The sequence below is a fragment of the Xanthobacter sp. AM11 genome, from assembly GCF_047444035.1.
Classification (GTDB): domain Bacteria; phylum Pseudomonadota; class Alphaproteobacteria; order Rhizobiales; family Xanthobacteraceae; genus Xanthobacter.
In genome coordinates this window covers 3340248-3355348 of the sequence record NZ_JBLAOA010000001.1, presented here as the reverse complement: position 1 = coordinate 3355348, position 15101 = coordinate 3340248, and the positions used below count along the sequence as shown (strand labels likewise).

Here is a 15101-nt window from a genome sequence, read left to right as displayed (position 1 = left end):
GGCGGAATCCTTCGAGCCGCCGATGTCCGTGAAGCCGCCGTTCTACATCACCACCGCCATCGCCTATCCCAACGGCGTGCCGCACATGGGCCACGCCTATGAGGCGATCGCCACCGATTGCATCGCGCGGTTCATGCGGCTGGATGGCCATGAGGTGCGCTTCCTCACCGGCACCGACGAGCACGGCATCAAGATGCTGCAGACCGCGCAGAAGGCCGGCCTGACGCCGCGCGAGCTGGTGGCGAAGAACGTGCCCCGCTTCCAGGCCATGGTGGAGGCGTTCAACCTCTCCATCGACGATTTCATCCGCACCACCGAGGAGCGGCATCACCGTTCGAGCCAGGCGATCTGGGAGAAGATGGCCGCCAATGGCGACATCTACAAATCCACTTATGCCGGCTGGTATTCGGTGCGCGACGAGGCCTATTACGCCGAGGACGAGACCACGCTGAACGATGCCGGCGTGCGCCTCGGCCCGCAGGGCACGCCGGTGGACTGGGTGGAGGAGGAAAGCTACTTCTTCCGCCTCTCCGCCTATCAGGACCGGCTGCTGGCCTATTATGCGGAAAATCCCGGCTTCATCATGCCGGAGGCGCGGCGCAACGAGGTGACGAGCTTCGTTTCCGGCGGCCTCACGGACCTCTCCATCTCCCGCACCACCTTCGACTGGGGCATTCCCGTGCCCGGCGACGACAAGCACATCATGTATGTGTGGGTGGACGCGCTGACCAACTACATCACCGCGCTGGGCTATCCCGACACCGACGCGGAGCTGTTCCAGCGGTTCTGGCCGGCCGACCTGCATGTGATCGGCAAGGACATCATCCGCTTCCATGCGGTCTACTGGCCGGCCTTCCTGTGGTCGGCCGGGCTTGAGGCGCCCAAGCGCGTGTTCGGCCACGGCTTCCTGTTCAACCGCGGGGAGAAGATGTCCAAGTCGGTGGGCAATGTGGTGGACCCGTTCGATCTGGCCGCCACCTATGGGGTGGATGCCATCCGCTATTTCTTCCTGCGCGAGGTGTCGTTCGGGCAGGACGGCTCCTACAGCCACGAGGCCATCGTGGCGCGGATGAATGCGGACCTGGCCAACGACCTCGGCAACCTCGCCCAGCGCTCGCTTTCCATGATCGCCAAGAATCTCGACGGCGTGGTGCCGGAGCCCGGCCCCCTCGCGCCGGAGGATGCCGCCATGCTGGCGCAGGCCGATGCCATGCTGGAGCGGTGCCGCGAGGCCATGGCCAACCAGGCCATCCACATCTATCTCAACACGGTCTGGGCCGTGGTGGCGGAAGCCAACCGCTATTTCGCCGCCGCCGCCCCCTGGGCCCTGCGCAAGACCGACCCCGCCCGCATGGGCACCGTGCTGTGGACCACGGCGGAGCTGATCCGCCAGGTGGGAATCCTGGTGCAGCCGGTGATGCCGGAAAGCGCCGGCAGGCTGCTGGATCTCGTGGGCGTGGCCATGGACGAGCGCGGCTTCGACCGGCTGGGCACCGCCCACCGGCTGCCGGGCGGCCGGTCCTTGCCGGCGCCCTTCGGCGTTTTCCCGCGCTATGTGGAGCCGGAGGCGGCGGGCTGAGGGTGCCGCTCGCGGCAAAATTGCCTTAACCTTGTTTTGGTTCTTTGCATTGACCATACGCCTTCCGCTTCGGCAGGCGCCGGAACGGAGGCAGCGGGAGCGGTGGTGATGACGGGCGCAAGGGTGGTTTCGGCGGTCGCCGTCGCACTGGTTCTTTCCGGTTGTACCGGCATGGAGCGCAGCGAGCGCGCCTCGCCCATGATGGACCCCTTGCCCCCGGCCATGCCGCTGGAGCCGCCGCCGGTGCCGGAAGGCCCCGCCGTGCCGCGCATCGAGGTGAAGCTGCCGGCGGCCGACGCCACGCTGGTGCGCGCGCGCATCGCCACCGCCCGCCGCGCCCGCCAGTACAACATCACGGTGGACCAGCCCGCCCGCCTGGTGGCGGAGAAGATGCTCTCCCCGGACGAGGCGCTGAAGCGCACCAACGGCCAGAGCCAGGATGCCGCCTTCCGGCTCGACTACATCTTCAACACTTCGGGTGGCGCCGTCACGGTGTCGCTGGAGGCCTCCATCGTCACCAATCCCGGGCGGCCGGGCGAGCAGGTGCGGGCCATCACCATGCCGTCGGGCGATGCCGACGCCCTGAAGGAAGAGATTTCCGCGTCCGGCTGACGCCGCCCGGGCACTGCCGGCGGTGCGTCAGCGCCCCCGCGGCGTGCCGGCGAGACGCTCCACCGCAATGATGGTGGCGAGGGCGAAAATGGTCTTCAGCACCGCGCCGGGCAGGAACGGCAGGAAGCCCTGCTCCAGCGCGAACGAGGCGCCGCGCAGGGTTGCGAGCCACCCCGCGCCCATCATCAGCAGCACCAGATGGCCCAGGGCCAGCGTGCCGAGCAGGGGCAAGGTGCGCGCCCGCGCCCGGTTTTCCTCCAGCCATCCCACCAGCAGCGCCGTCACGATGAAGCCGGCGATGAAGCCACCGGACGTGCCGGTGAGCATTGCGACCCCGCTGCGCCCGCCGGAGAAGACCGGCAGGCCCATGAGGCCGATGGCGACATAGGCCACCACGGCAAGTCCCCCCAATTGCCAGCCCAGGAGCGCGGCCAGGCTGATGAGCACATAGCTCTGCAGCGTGATGGGCACGGGCTCGACGGGAATGGAGAGCTGCGCGCTCCAGGCCAGGAGGGCGACGCCCACCACGAGGACGGCACCGGCCCACAGCGGCGAGACATCGGCAAGGCGCGCCAGGGCCGGGCGGAAGGGAGGCTGGGACGACCGCATGAGGGGTTCCATAGGGGCAGGACGCTCCGGGCAGGGTCCCGGCAGGAAAAGGGGAGCGCAGGAAACGCATGCGCACACCATTCGTCAACGCATGGCCGACCCGTATGGCGCGCGCTGGCTCGACGCGGCGGAGGGATGCGCTTATGTGAGGGCCGCCATTGTCGTGAAAGCCCATGCTCGTCGATAGCCATTGCCACCTCGATTTCCCCGACTTCTCCGCCGAGCTGCCCGAAGTGGTGGCCCGGGCGGCGGCGGCCGGCGTGTCGCACCTCGTCACCATCTCCACCCGGGTGCGGCGCTTCGGCGAGATTTCCGCCATCGCCGAGCGGTTCGATCAGGTGAGCTGCTCGGTGGGCACCCATCCCCACCAGGCGGCGGAAGAGCCGGACGTGACGGTGAGCGAGCTGGTCGCCCTCTCGCGCCATCCCAAGGTGGTGGCCATCGGCGAGGCGGGGCTGGACTATCATTACGACACCAGCCCCCGGGCAGCGCAGGAGCAGGGCTTCCGCATCCATATCGCGGCGGCGCGCGAAACCGGCCTGCCGCTGGTGATCCACGCCCGCGAGGCGGACGCGGACGTGGCCGCCATCCTGGAGGAGGAGAGCGCGAAGGGGGCCTTCCCCTTCCTGCTGCACTGCTTCACCGCCGGCCCCGAGCTGGCGCGGCGGGCGCTGGCGCTGGGGGGCTACATCTCCTTTTCCGGCGTGGTCACCTTCAAGAAGAGCGAGGACCTGCGGGCCATCGCCGCCACGGTGCCTGCCGAACGCATCCTGGTGGAGACCGATTCGCCCTTCCTCGCCCCCACCCCCCACCGCGGCAAGCGCAACGAGCCCTCGTTCGTGCGCGAGACCGCCCGGGTTCTGGCTCAGGCGCGGGGGGAGGCGTTCGAGGATTTCGCCGCCGCCACCACCCGCAACTTCTTCACCCTGTTCTCGAAGGCCCGGGCCTAAAGCCGGCCGCGGCGCTGAGGAGACGCCCTTGGACCACGACCGCTACGACGACGCTTATATCCGCTCCATCCTCTCCGATGTGCGCACCATCGCCATCGTGGGGGCGAGCGCCAATGCGGCGCGCCCGTCCTATTTCGTCATGAAATACCTGTCCGAGCGCGGCTACCGGGTGTTCCCGGTCAATCCCGGGCAGGCGGGCAAGACGGTTGCTGGCCTCACCTTCGTGGCAACGCTGGCGGACGTGCCCGAGCCCATCGACATGGTGGACGTGTTCCGCGCCCCGGAGCACGTGCCGGCGGTGGTGGACGAGGTGCTGGCCCTGGACCCGCGCCCGCGCGTGCTCTGGACTCAGCTCGGCGTGCGCCACGACGCGGCCGCGGCGCGGGCGGAGGCGGCGGGCCTGCGGGTGGTGATGGATCGCTGCCCCAAGATCGAATATGGCCGCCTTTCCGGGGAGATCGGCTGGACCGGCGTGAACTCGCGCACCCTGTCGTCGCGCCGCCCGAAGCTCCTGGGCAAGGGGGTGCAGCGCCTGTCCATCGCCCCGCGGGGACCCGATACATCACAAAAATCATAGAATAAATGTATTTAACGGAATTCCACGCCGGGTTATGACTGCCGGTGGCGGAAATCAACGGGAGACAGCGCCATGACCGACGAGAGCACCGCGCGCGAGCCGGGCTTTTCCACCCTCGCCATCCATGCGGGCGCGCAGCCGGACCCCACCACCGGCGCGCGGGCGACCCCCATCTACCAGACCACCTCGTTCGTGTTCGACGACGTGGACCATGCGGCGTCCCTGTTCGGCCTCCAGAGCTTCGGCAACATCTACACCCGCATCACCAACCCCACCAATGCGGTGCTGGAGGAGCGGGTGGCGGCGCTGGAGGGCGGCACGGCGGCGCTGGCGGTGGCCTCCGGCCATGCGGCGCAGCACCTGGTGTTTCACACCCTGCTGACGCCGGGGGACGAATTTATCGCCTCGCGCAAGCTCTATGGCGGGTCCATCAACCAGTTCTCGCACGCCTTCAAGAGCTTCGGCTGGAATGTGGTGTGGGCGGACCCCGATGACATCGGCTCGTTCGAGCGCGCACTGTCGCCCCGCACCAAGGCCATCTTCGTCGAGTCCATCGCCAATCCGGGCGGGGTGGTCACCGATGTGGCGGCCATCTCCGCCATTGCCCGCAAGGCCGGGGTGCCGCTGATCGTGGACAACACGCTGGCCACGCCCTACCTGTGGCAGCCCATCAAGGACGGTGCCGACATCGTCGTGCACTCCGCCACCAAGTTCCTGGGCGGGCATGGAAACTCCATCGGCGGCGTGATCGTGGACGCGGGCACGTTCAACTGGTCGGCCACCGACCGCTACCCCTTCCTCTCCCGCCCCCGGCCGGAATATTCCGGCATGGTGCTGCACGAGACCTTCGGCAACTTCGCCTTCGCCATCGCCGCCCGGGTGCTGGGGCTGCGCGATCTCGGCCCGGCGCTCTCGCCGTTCAATGCCTTCCTCCTCCTCACCGGAATCGAGACGCTGCCGCTGCGCATGCAGCGCCACAGCGACAATGCGCTGGCGGTGGCAAAGTATCTGGCCGACCATCCCAAGGTGGCCTGGGTGAGCTATCCCGGCCTTCCTGCCGACCGCTACCATGGGCTGGCGCAGAAATACCTGCCCAAGGGCGCCGGGGCGGTCTTCACCTTCGGGCTGAAGGGCGGCTACGACGCGGGGGTGGCGCTGGTGTCCGGGGTGGAGCTGTTCTCCCACCTCGCCAATATCGGCGATACCCGCTCGCTCATCATCCATCCCGCCTCCACCACCCACCGCCAGCTTGCCGACGAGGCCAAGGTGGCGGCGGGCGCCGGGCCGGAAGTGGTGCGCCTCTCGGTGGGCATCGAGGATGCGGCGGATATCATCGCCGATCTCGACCAGGCGCTGGCCAAGATCTGACGAGCACGATCTGACCCGCAAGAAAACGGCCTGCGCCCCAGGGCTCAGGCCTGCGGGGCGCCGCCGCCATAGACCTCCCGCGCCAGGGACAGCCAGGCGCGGGCGGCGTGGGAGAGATAGCTTCCCTGCCGCCAGACCAGGGCCATGTGCCATTGCGTCCCCGGCTCGTCCAGAAGCGCCAAGGCGACGGCCGGCGTCGCGCGCTGCTCGGCGATGGTGCGCGGCAGGAAGGCGATGCCCAGCCCCGCCGCCACCAGTTCCACGATGAAGTCGATCTGCCCGCTGCGCGCCGCCACCTGCGGCGCATAGCCATTGCGGGCGCAGGCATCCTCCAGCACCTGATTGAGGGCGAAGCCGCCCTCGAACAGGATGAAGGGGGAGGCGGCGAGGGCGGAAAGGCTAAGGCGCTCGCGCCCCGCCAGCGCATGGTCGCGCGGCAGGACCGCCATCAGCGGCTCCAGCTTCACCGGCTGGGCCTCGAAGCCGTCCTTGGCCGGCAGCAGGGAGGCGGCAAGCTCCACCTCGCCTTCCAGCAGCATCTCCTCCAGCCGCTTCGAGCCGTGCTCGGTGAGGCGGATCTCCACCCCCGGGTAGCGGGCGCGATAGACCGCGAACAGCGGGGCGAAAAGGGTGCTCGCCCCCAAAGGCGGCAGGCCGAGGCGCAGGCTGCCGCGGCGCAGGCCGCGCAGGTCGTCCAGCTCCGCCACCAGGCCCTCGCGCTCGGCCAGCATGACCAGCGCGCGGCGATACACGATGTCCCCCGCCGCGGTGAGCTGGCTGCGATGGCCGATGCGGTCCAAAAGCGGGACGCCCAGCTCGTCCTCCAGCTGCTTCACGGCCTTGGAAATGGTGGGCTGGGTGGAGAACAGCACCTTTGCCGCCGGGGAGAAGCCCCCCTGGCGCACCACCTCCACAAAGGCCCGCAGCGTGCGCAATTCCATCTTCATTCGGATATGGAATAGTTATGATGCAGTCAATTCATTTTCATCATGCTGCGCCGCGTATTATCTTTCCCGGGTCGGCACTGGAGGTGCCCGCCATGCTGTCCTTGCCCCCATCGAAAATGCCCCTGCCCGCAGAAATGCTGCGCAATATGTTGCGCACAAAAATGCGCCTGCAATTCATGCTGCATCGCAGCATTCCGGTGCAGATCCTGGTGATCGCGCTGTTCTGGATTCTGGGGGAAGGCTTGGTGCGGCTCACCGGCCTGCCGCTGCCCGGCGGCATCGTGGGCATGGGCGTGGTGCTGGCGCTGCTGGCCGGCGGCTGGCTGCGCCCGCGCACCATGCGCCGGGGCGCGGCGTGGCTGCTGGCGGAAATGCTGCTGTTCTTCGTGCCGGCGGTGATGGCGGTGCTGGACCATCGCGAATTCGTGGGGCTGCTGGGGCTGAAGATCGCGGCGGTGATCCTGGTGGGCACGGTGATGGTCATGGGCGGCACGGCACTGGCCGTGGACCTGTGCTATCGCTGGCGCCTGCGGCATGAGGCGGGGGCGCACCATGCCGACGCTTGACCCCACTCTCGATCCGCTTCTGGCCACCCTGTTCTGGTCCGCCGTCACCATCGGCGGCTATGCGCTGGCGCGGGCCATCTACCGCCGCTGGCGCTTCTGGTGGGCCATGCCGCTGCTGCTCACGCCGGTGCTGGTGGGTGCCGTCGCCCTCAGCCTGCATGCGGGCTATGGGGACTATATCCGCGGCACCCACTGGCTCATGCTCATGCTGGGCCCGGCCACGGTGGCCTTCGCGCTTCCCATCTATGAGCAGCGCGCGCTCATCCGCCGCCACTGGCCGGTGCTGCTGGTGGGGGTGCTGGTGGGCTCCACTTTGGCCATGGGCACGGCCTTCGCTTTGGCGCGGCTCATGGGCCTGTCGCAGACGCTGCAGCTCAGCCTCATGCCGCGTTCCACCTCCACACCGTTCGCCATGACCGTTTCCGGCGACATCGGCGGCGTGCCCGACCTGACGGCCGTGTTCGTGATTCTCACCGGCATCTGCGGCGCCATGCTGGGGGAGGTGCTGCTGAAGCTGATGCCGCTGCGCTCCTCGCTGGCCCGCGGCGCCCTGTTCGGCATGGGCGCGCACGGGGCGGGGGTGGCGAAGGCGCACCAGATCGGCGGCGAGGAAGGTTCCATCGCCGGCCTCGTCATGGTGCTGGCCGGCCTGTTCAATGTGCTGATGGCGCCGGTGGTGGCCTATCTGGTGGGCTGAGGTGCGAGGCGTCCCGTGTCCGCCCCGGCCATTGCGGCCCGGTGGAGGGTTGCGGCGATCAGCACCACGGTGGCGCCGAACTGGTGGGCGAGGGCGAGATCCATGGGCACCTGCAGCACCAGGGTGAGGATGCCCAGCAGCGCCTGCGCGCTCACCAGCGCGAACAGCACCCACGCCCGCCGCGCCACCACCCCCCCGGCCCGGCCCGCATCCACGACATGGATGAGGACGAGGCCCCACAGGACATAAGCGATCATGCGGTGGTCGAACTGCACGGTGAGGGCATTTTCAAACAGGTTGCGCCAGAAGGGCTCCGCCGCGGCGAGGCGGTCGGCGGCGGGAATGAAGCTGCCGTCCATGAGCGGCCAGCTGTTGTAGGCCATGCCCGCGTCCAGCCCCGCCACCAGCCCGCCGGCGAAGATCTGCACCAGCACCAGCACCAGCACCGCCGATGCCGTGCCCCGCAGCCGCGGCGCCGCCGCCAGCCGCGGCTCGGGCGCAAGGGAGCGGGCCACCGCCACGATGGCCGCAAGGATGATGCAGGCAAGGGTGAGATGCACGGCAAGCCGGTACTGGCTCACCGAGACCCGCTCGGTAAGGCCGGACGCCACCATCCACCAGCCGATGACCCCCTGAAGCCCGCCGAGCACGAACAGGCCCAGGCACCGGACCAGCAGGCGACCGCGCACCGCGCCGCGCCACACGAAATAAAGGAAAGGCAGGAGGAAGGCGAAGCCGATGAGCCGCCCCAGCAGCCGGTGGCCCCATTCCCACCAGTAGATCCGCTTGAACGCCTCCAGCCCCATGCCCTTGTTGAGGATCTCGTATTGCGGGATGGCCTTGTACTTGTCGAACTCGGCCTGCCACTGGGCCTGGGTGAGCGGGGGCAGGGCGCCGGTGACCGGCTTCCATTCGGTGATGGAGAGGCCGGATTCGGTGAGGCGCGTGGCGCCGCCCACCATCACCATCACCACGATGAGGGCCGCCACCAGGTGCAGCCACAGGCGCACCGCGGCCGTCGGGGCAGGGGCGGCGGCGCGGGCGCGGGGCGCGGCCTCGGCAGGTGATCCGGCGTGCGACATGGCTTGCTGCTCCCGCCTGCGCGGCATTCTTCCGTGGCCCTCCCGGGCGATCCGTTATAGACGGCGGGAACCGCGCGCAAGGGAGCTTGTGCCGCACGGCCGATGGAGCCGGCGCGCGCATTCGAACAGCAGGAGGCCCGGCCCCGTCATGCCCCAACGTATCCGCAAGCTCATCGGCGCCGTGCTGCTGCTGGCCCTCGTGGCGTTCTGGGCGCTGGCGGCCATGGCCCTGGCCCAGGGCCGGGTGACGGAACTGGGCTGGGCGCTGCAGACCGTCTGCTACGTGCTGCTCGGCATCCTCTGGGTCATCCCCGCCGGGTTCCTCATCCGCTGGATGGAGCGGCCCGACAAGCGTGCATGAATGCAAAAATCGTTTTCTTAAAGCAGCTTGCAGCTATTCTTTGCAGTGATCATTCAGGAGCCGCGCGGTGCCGGCGGTCCGTCACGCGGCCCCGGCCAGCCACGCCGGCGCATGGGGCGGACGGGCGCCCTGCGCATCGCCGGCAAGGGAGGGCGGCGGAAACAGCGCGCCGTCTTCCGCCGCGTCCGCAGCCTCCTGCGCCGCGCCGGTGGCCACGCACAGCATGACCACGCGGGCGAAGCGCTGCGCCGCCAGCGCATCGAAACTCTCCACCGCCGCGGTGGAGGGGGCGGTGTCCGCATGCAGGCACACCACCAGCGGGTCGAGGCCGGCGAGGCGCTGCGCGCCCCGGGCGGCGCCGAGATTGGGCGCCGCCACCACCACATAATCGTAGGTGCGCCGCAGGGCTTCCAGCACCAGCGCCAGCCGCTCCGCCCCCACCACGGACGATCCGCTGCGGGCATCGCGCCCCGGCGGAATGACATGGGCGCGGGAGCGGGCGTCGCGATGGATCGTCTCGCCAAAGCCGGCGACGCCGAACAAAAGCTCGCTCATGCCCGGCGCCCAGGGGTCGGAGACGAGGGCGCAAAGGCTCTCCGCCGCGCCGTCGAGGGCCACCAGGGCAACCCCCGCATCCTCGGAAAGCTGGCGGGCGAGGGCGATGGCACAGGCGGCGGAGGCTTCCGGCAGGTCCTCGGTGGTAACCAGCACCAGATGGCAGGAGCCATCCGCCGGGCCGATCTCCGCCCCGAGCCGCGCCACCGCCGCATCAAGGTCCAGGCCGCCGTCGGGGCCGCCCCCGAGCCAGGCGATGCGATGGGCGCCGGCCAGCTGAACCGGCAGCATGGTGCCATCCACCGGACCATTGGCGGCCGGTGCCCCATGCCGGCGGCGCCCGGCAAGGGCCAGCACCAGCGCCGCCATGGCGAGCAGGCCGAGGGCGAGGGGGCGGGGCGGGTCCGGCAGGACGGAGGCCTCGGCCGGCGCGCCCCGGCGCAGGGGCGGAAGGCGCAGGGCATCCCCAGCCTCCTCGCCGCTCCGCGGCGCAGCGCGGGTCTGCGCATCCAGGGCGAGGAGGGCGGCCACATAAGCATCGGCGGCACGGGCGGCCAGGGCCGGCGTGGGGGCCGAGAGCGACAGGCGCAGCTGGCGCCCGCCGTCTTCCGTCTCCACTTCAAGGTCTTCCATCAGGCGCCAGGCGGCGCGCATGGCGAGCGAGCGCCCGTCCGCCTCCGCCCGTCCGCCGGGGCCGAGGCCCAGGGCGGCAAAGGTGCCGGCGGCGATGCGGGCGGCATCCTGCGGGGCGAGGGTGCGGGCGGCGTCGTGGGCCATCTCGCGGGAGGCCAGCACCTGCGCCACGCCGCGCACCGCCGAGGCGGCCGGCTGCGCGCCCACTTCGAAGCGCAGGCTGGCGGTGGCGGAAAAGCGCAAGGGGAAGAAGCTGGCCATGAGCGCCAGGGCAAGGACGATCCACGCCGCCCGCCACCAGGCCAGGGGCCGGGCCGTCGCCTGCGGCACGTCCGGCCGCGCAGGCACGAACCGGCAGCCGGCGGCGTCCGCCTGCAATACGTCGAGATGCGCCATGAGCCGCCCTCCTGCCGGTCCGGCGCAGGACGCGCCAGCATCACCGCAGGAAAGCGCGATTATGGTTGAGACTTGGTAAACGCCCTGCGTCCGGGCAGCGCCGCCGCATCCGATGGATGAAGGCGGCGCCTCTCGTCCGAAGCATGAGGTCCGGCTATTATGTACATTATTTCAATATGTTAAGACTGTATCCTCAGGTGAGATGAGGATTCCGGTCTCCCGGCCAAGGCGGCGTCTTCAGCGCCGTTCTTTTTGCCGAACACCGGATATTGCAGCGCAGCATTTCCGAGCCAAGGCCATCCGCCGCGGGACGGAACGGCCGAATCGGCTGGTCCCTGTCCCGCGGGGCGGGCTGGCGGAAGGCCGGAAAGGCGCAGGACCCTACCGGTCCTCCCACTGGGCCGGGCGCTTGGCGAGCACCGCGGAAATGCCCTCGTCGGCATCGCGTGCCAGCATGTTCCGGGTCATCACCTGCGAGGCGAAGGCGTAGGCGTCGTCGAGGCCCATCTCCGCCTGGGCGTAGAAGGCGGCCTTGCCCAGCTTCACCGGCACCTGCGACTTCTCGGCGATGCGCTGCGCCATGGCGCGGGCGGCGGCGAGGGCCTCGCCCTGCGGCACCATGCGGTTCACGAGGCCCATGCGCAGCGCGTCCGGCGCCTCGGTCCATTCGCCCAGCAGCAGCATTTCCATGGCGTGCTTGCGTGCCACGTTGCGCGACAGGGCCACCATGGGGGTGTGGCAGAACAGGCCGATGTTCACCCCGGGGGTGCAGAAGCGCGCCTTCTCGCCCGCCACGGCGAGGTCGCAGCTGGCCACCAGCTGGCAGCCGGCGGCGGTGGCCATGCCCTCCACGGCGGCGATGACCGGCTGCGGAAGGCGCACGATGGCGGTCATCAGCGCCGCGCAGCGGGTGAGCACCGCCTCGAAATAGGCGCGCCCGCGGTCGGCATCGCCGCGATGGGCCTGGATCTCCTTGAGGTCGTGGCCGGCGGAGAAGACCGGCCCTTCCGCCGCCAGCACCACGGCGCGCACGGCGGGATCGTCGGCCAGGCCGGCCAGGGCCGCCGTGAGCGCCGCCATCATCCCCTCGGACAGGCTGTTGCGCTGCGCCGGGCGGGCAAGGGTGAGGGTGGCCACCCCGCCGTCCCGGCTCACCGCAACAAAGGGGGCATCGGCCGGCGCGGCGGGGGGCGATGCAACGGAACTGGCGGAGGCGGCGTGCGACATGGGTTCTCCACCCTCACGGGTTTGACGTTTCCGCCGCTATCCTATTCACACACGGCAAGCGGCGCGAGCCGGTACAGGCGCCAGGGGAGGGAAGCAAGGATGGACGCGGTGCGCGAGGTGGCGATGTCGGTGGCGGAGCTGGAAGCGTTCCTGGCGCGGGAGTTCCCGCAAGCCTTCGGCCCCGGCAAGCCCCACCATGTGATGCGCGTGGGACACCGTGTCGCCTGCGTCCGCCTCGATGCCGACGACAGCCACCTGCGCCCCGGCGGCACCATTTCCGGCCCGGCCATGATGGCGCTGGCGGACGTGGCGGTCTATGTGGCCCTCCTCGGCCAGATCGGGCCGGTGGCGCTGGCGGTGACCACAAACCTTTCCATCAATTTCCTGCGCAAGCCGGCGCCGGGACCGCTGTTCGCCGACGCGCGCATCATCAAGCTCGGCAAGCGGCTGGCGGTGGGCGACGTGGGGCTGCGGGGGGCGGGCAGCGAGGATCTGGTGGCCCATTGCGTGGCCACCTATTCCATCCCCGACCGGCCCGCTTCCTGATCCGCCTCAAGGACGCGCCGCGCCGCCCGGGGCAGGATGCCGTCTCACGGGAACTGCGGCCATGGCCACCATCCTCATTCTCCAGGGGCATCCCGACGCCGGCGGCGGGCATCTGTGCCATGCGCTGGCCGATTCCTATGCGGCCGGCGCCGGCGCCGCCGGGCACCGGGTGATGCGGGTGGAGGTGGGCGCGCTGGACCTGCCCCTGCTGCGCACCCAGCGCGATTTCCTGGCGGCCCCGCCACCGCCCGCCCTCGCTGCCGCCCGGGCCGCGCTGGTGGAAGCGGAGCATGTGGTGATCTTCTTTCCCCTCTGGCTCGGCGGCATGCCGGCGGTGCTTAAGGGGTTCCTGGAACAACTGCTGCGTCCGGGCTTCGCCTTCGAATATCTGCCGGGGGGCGGCACGCGCACGCTGCTTGAGGGGCGCTCGGCCCGCGTGGTGGTCACCATGGGCATGCCGGGCCTCGTCTTCCGGCTGTGGTTCCTGTCCGCGGGCCTTGCCGCGCTCACCCGCAACATCCTCGGCTTCGTCGGCCTTGCCCCGGTGCGGGCGACGGTGCTCGGCGGTGTCGAGGCCGTGGGGGCGGCGCGCCGGCTCCGCTGGCTGGCGCAGATGGAAGCCCTCGGCCGCTCGGCGTGCTGAGGCCCGGCCGTCCCGGCTCATCCCTCCCCCAAGCCGCCGGGCGGGCGGCCTGCGGGCCATTTGGGGCGGAAGTCACGGCAAAATAGGCCGGTTTTTGACGGTGTTATCGCACCATTTTTATAAGTTATTGTTTTCAAATATGTTTATGGGAGGTGTGCGCATTGACGTGTGCGCGCGGCTCCTCTAGAAGCCGCCCATCGCCGGATTGCGCCACGCCTCACGGCCTGCGCGCGGTCCGGCTTTCTCATTCGGAACCAATCCCATGAAGACGTATTCGGCCAAGCCTGCCGAAATCGAAAAGAAGTGGGTGGTGATTGATGCCAGCGGGCTGGTCGTCGGCCGCCTCGCCACCATCATTGCCATGCGCCTCAAGGGCAAGCACCTGCCCATCTACACCCCCCACGTGGACTGCGGCGACAACATCGTCGTGGTGAACGCGGAGAAGGCGGTGTTCACTGGCCGCAAGAAGGACCAGAAGGTCTATTACCATCACACCGGCTTCCCGGGCGGCATCAAGGAACGCACCGCGAAGTTCGTGCTCGAAGGCCGCTTCCCGGAGCGCGTCATCGAGAAGGCGGTGGAGCGCATGCTCGCCCGCGGCCCGCTCGGCCGCAAGATCATGGGCAACCTGCGTGTCTACAAGGGCCCCACCCACCCGCACGAGGCCCAGCAGCCGGTCGCCCTCGACGTGGCGGCGCTCAACCGCAAGAACGTGAGGAACTGACATGGCCGAGGTTCTCCAGTCCCTCGACGCTCTCGGCGGCGCCGCTATCGTCTCCGCCCAGCCCGAAGCCCCCGTGCATGTCCAGAAGCTGGACAAGTACGGCCGCGCCTATGCCACCGGCAAGCGCAAGAACGCGGTGGCCCGCGTGTGGATTCGCCCGGGCACCGGCAAGGTCCTGGTCAACGACCGGGACATCGAGGTGTATTTCGCCCGCCCGGTGCTGCGCCTCATGATCAACCAGCCGTTCCAGGCCGCCACCCGTGAAGGCCAGTATGACGTGGTGTGCACCGTTTCCGGCGGCGGCCTTTCCGGCCAGGCCGGCGCGCTGCGCCACGGCATCTCCAAGGCGCTCACCTATTACGAGCCGGAGCTGCGCACCCCCCTCAAGAAGGGCGGCTTCCTGACCCGCGACAGCCGCGTGGTCGAGCGCAAGAAGTACGGCCGGGCCAAGGCGCGTCGTTCGTTCCAGTTCTCCAAGCGCTGATCGCGCAGGACCACTGCGAAGCCATCAGAAGGCGGCGGGATCTTCCCGCCGCCTTTTTCGTGCGCCGGTGGAAGGGCGCACGCACCCGGGCCGGACCAACGAAAATGGCCGGGACAGGCCCGGCCATCGGATTGCAGCAGGTCTGGCGCGCCGCCGTCAGAAGCTCGGCGTATCGCCGTCCAGCGGGCTCCACTGGCCATTGTTGGTGGGGTCGCCGGGCGGGCCGGAGCCGTAGCCGCCCGAAAGGTCCGGCGGGAACACGTAGTCGTTGTTGCGGTCGTTGCCGATCTTCACGTCGGGGCGAATGGGCGCGCCCGGTCCGGGGTCAAGATAATTGCCCTGGGGGATGACCGGCAGGCTGATCACCCGCTTGGACAGGGTGACGGAGGTCTGCGCCATCGCCGCCAGGCCCGCTGCCCCGATAAAGGCGATGAGCAGCGTCCCCGCATAGCCGCCCACGCCCCGCATCACCATCGCCATGGCACCGTCCCGCATTGGAGCGCCGGAGGCACGCGCTCCGGCTCGCGCCTTGAAGCATGTTCGCG

The 15101-nt window shown here is 69.7% G+C and carries 18 protein-coding genes; 12 read left to right on the top strand and 6 right to left on the bottom strand.

The window, feature by feature from the left end; translation table 11 throughout:
- Positions 1–22 precede the first annotated feature (22 nt).
- Positions 23–1579, top strand: coding sequence for a methionine--tRNA ligase (gene metG, locus ACI7BZ_RS15355; RefSeq protein WP_414118039.1), 1557 nt, complete (start codon positions 23–25; stop codon positions 1577–1579).
- Positions 1580–1687: 108 nt separating this feature from the next.
- On the top strand, positions 1688–2191 hold the full coding sequence (locus ACI7BZ_RS15350) for a hypothetical protein (protein WP_414118038.1): 504 nt from the start codon (positions 1688–1690) through the stop codon (positions 2189–2191).
- A 27-nt stretch (positions 2192–2218) separates the two neighbouring features.
- On the opposite strand, the gene ACI7BZ_RS15345 is transcribed toward ACI7BZ_RS15350, so the two are convergent.
- Positions 2219–2800 carry a biotin transporter BioY gene (locus ACI7BZ_RS15345; RefSeq protein ID WP_414118037.1) on the bottom strand — a complete coding sequence of 194 codons (582 nt, stop codon included), beginning with the start codon at positions 2798–2800 and terminating at the stop codon, positions 2219–2221.
- 173 nt (positions 2801–2973) lie between these two features.
- Here ACI7BZ_RS15345 and ACI7BZ_RS15340 point away from each other — a divergent pair, with 173 nt between their 5' ends.
- The 3 genes from ACI7BZ_RS15340 (at position 2974) to ACI7BZ_RS15330 (ending at position 5695) form a co-directional block, all read left to right on the top strand.
- Complete coding sequence (locus ACI7BZ_RS15340) at positions 2974–3750, top strand: TatD family hydrolase (protein WP_414118036.1); 777 nt, start codon at positions 2974–2976, stop codon at positions 3748–3750.
- 28 nt (positions 3751–3778) lie between these two features.
- Positions 3779–4327: a CoA-binding protein gene (locus ACI7BZ_RS15335; RefSeq protein ID WP_414118035.1), complete on the top strand. Its 549-nt coding sequence runs from the start codon at positions 3779–3781 to the stop codon at positions 4325–4327.
- A gap of 72 nt (positions 4328–4399) precedes the next feature.
- Positions 4400–5695, top strand: coding sequence for an O-acetylhomoserine aminocarboxypropyltransferase (locus tag ACI7BZ_RS15330; protein WP_414118034.1), 1296 nt, complete (start codon positions 4400–4402; stop codon positions 5693–5695).
- A gap of 44 nt (positions 5696–5739) precedes the next feature.
- Here ACI7BZ_RS15330 and ACI7BZ_RS15325 read toward each other — a convergent pair whose 3' ends face one another.
- The gene (locus ACI7BZ_RS15325; protein WP_414118033.1) at positions 5740–6636 is read right to left on the bottom strand and encodes a LysR family transcriptional regulator; all 897 of its coding nucleotides are present in this window, start codon (positions 6634–6636) and stop codon (positions 5740–5742) included.
- Positions 6637–6776: 140 nt separating this feature from the next.
- Between ACI7BZ_RS15325 and ACI7BZ_RS15320 the strand changes: the two genes are divergently transcribed.
- Both ACI7BZ_RS15320 and ACI7BZ_RS15315 read left to right on the top strand, forming a co-directional pair.
- Positions 6777–7208 (top strand): CidA/LrgA family protein, encoded by a 432-nt coding sequence (locus tag ACI7BZ_RS15320; RefSeq protein ID WP_414119178.1) that lies wholly within the window; start codon positions 6777–6779, stop codon positions 7206–7208.
- The gene (locus ACI7BZ_RS15315; RefSeq protein ID WP_414118032.1) at positions 7195–7905 is read left to right on the top strand and encodes an LrgB family protein; all 711 of its coding nucleotides are present in this window, start codon (positions 7195–7197) and stop codon (positions 7903–7905) included. The genes ACI7BZ_RS15320 and ACI7BZ_RS15315 overlap by 14 nt, the downstream gene beginning before the upstream one ends.
- On the opposite strand, the gene ACI7BZ_RS15310 is transcribed toward ACI7BZ_RS15315, so the two are convergent.
- Positions 7890–8987 carry a COX15/CtaA family protein gene (locus ACI7BZ_RS15310; protein WP_414118031.1) on the bottom strand — a complete coding sequence of 366 codons (1098 nt, stop codon included), beginning with the start codon at positions 8985–8987 and terminating at the stop codon, positions 7890–7892. The genes ACI7BZ_RS15315 and ACI7BZ_RS15310 overlap by 16 nt on opposite strands.
- 148 nt (positions 8988–9135) lie before the next feature.
- On the opposite strand from ACI7BZ_RS15310, the gene ACI7BZ_RS15305 reads away from it, so the two are divergent.
- A complete protein-coding gene (locus tag ACI7BZ_RS15305; protein WP_414118030.1) occupies positions 9136–9348 on the top strand; it encodes a DUF2842 domain-containing protein in 213 nt (70 codons plus the stop codon).
- Between the two features lie 81 nt (positions 9349–9429).
- On the opposite strand, the gene ACI7BZ_RS15300 is transcribed toward ACI7BZ_RS15305, so the two are convergent.
- Positions 9430–10932, bottom strand: coding sequence for a P-loop NTPase family protein (locus ACI7BZ_RS15300; protein ID WP_414118029.1), 1503 nt, complete (start codon positions 10930–10932; stop codon positions 9430–9432).
- Positions 10933–11313: 381 nt separating this feature from the next.
- The gene (locus ACI7BZ_RS15295; protein ID WP_414118028.1) at positions 11314–12159 is read right to left on the bottom strand and encodes an enoyl-CoA hydratase; all 846 of its coding nucleotides are present in this window, start codon (positions 12157–12159) and stop codon (positions 11314–11316) included.
- Positions 12160–12258: 99 nt separating this feature from the next.
- Here ACI7BZ_RS15295 and ACI7BZ_RS15290 point away from each other — a divergent pair, with 99 nt between their 5' ends.
- The 4 genes from ACI7BZ_RS15290 to rpsI all read left to right on the top strand — a co-directional run bounded on the left by ACI7BZ_RS15290 (position 12259) and on the right by rpsI (position 14556).
- Entirely contained in the window at positions 12259–12705 is a 447-nt protein-coding gene (locus tag ACI7BZ_RS15290; protein WP_414118027.1) for a PaaI family thioesterase, read from the top strand.
- A gap of 61 nt (positions 12706–12766) precedes the next feature.
- Entirely contained in the window at positions 12767–13348 is a 582-nt protein-coding gene (locus ACI7BZ_RS15285; protein WP_414118026.1) for an NAD(P)H-dependent oxidoreductase, read from the top strand.
- 262 nt (positions 13349–13610) lie between these two features.
- Positions 13611–14072, top strand: coding sequence for a 50S ribosomal protein L13 (rplM, locus tag ACI7BZ_RS15280; protein WP_393977355.1), 462 nt, complete (start codon positions 13611–13613; stop codon positions 14070–14072).
- A gap of 1 nt (position 14073) precedes the next feature.
- Entirely contained in the window at positions 14074–14556 is a 483-nt protein-coding gene (gene rpsI / locus ACI7BZ_RS15275) for a 30S ribosomal protein S9 (protein WP_414118025.1), read from the top strand.
- 156 nt (positions 14557–14712) lie between these two features.
- Here rpsI and ACI7BZ_RS15270 read toward each other — a convergent pair whose 3' ends face one another.
- Positions 14713–15036: a hypothetical protein gene (locus ACI7BZ_RS15270; protein WP_414118024.1), complete on the bottom strand. Its 324-nt coding sequence runs from the start codon at positions 15034–15036 to the stop codon at positions 14713–14715.
- Positions 15037–15101: the final 65 nt, after the last annotated feature.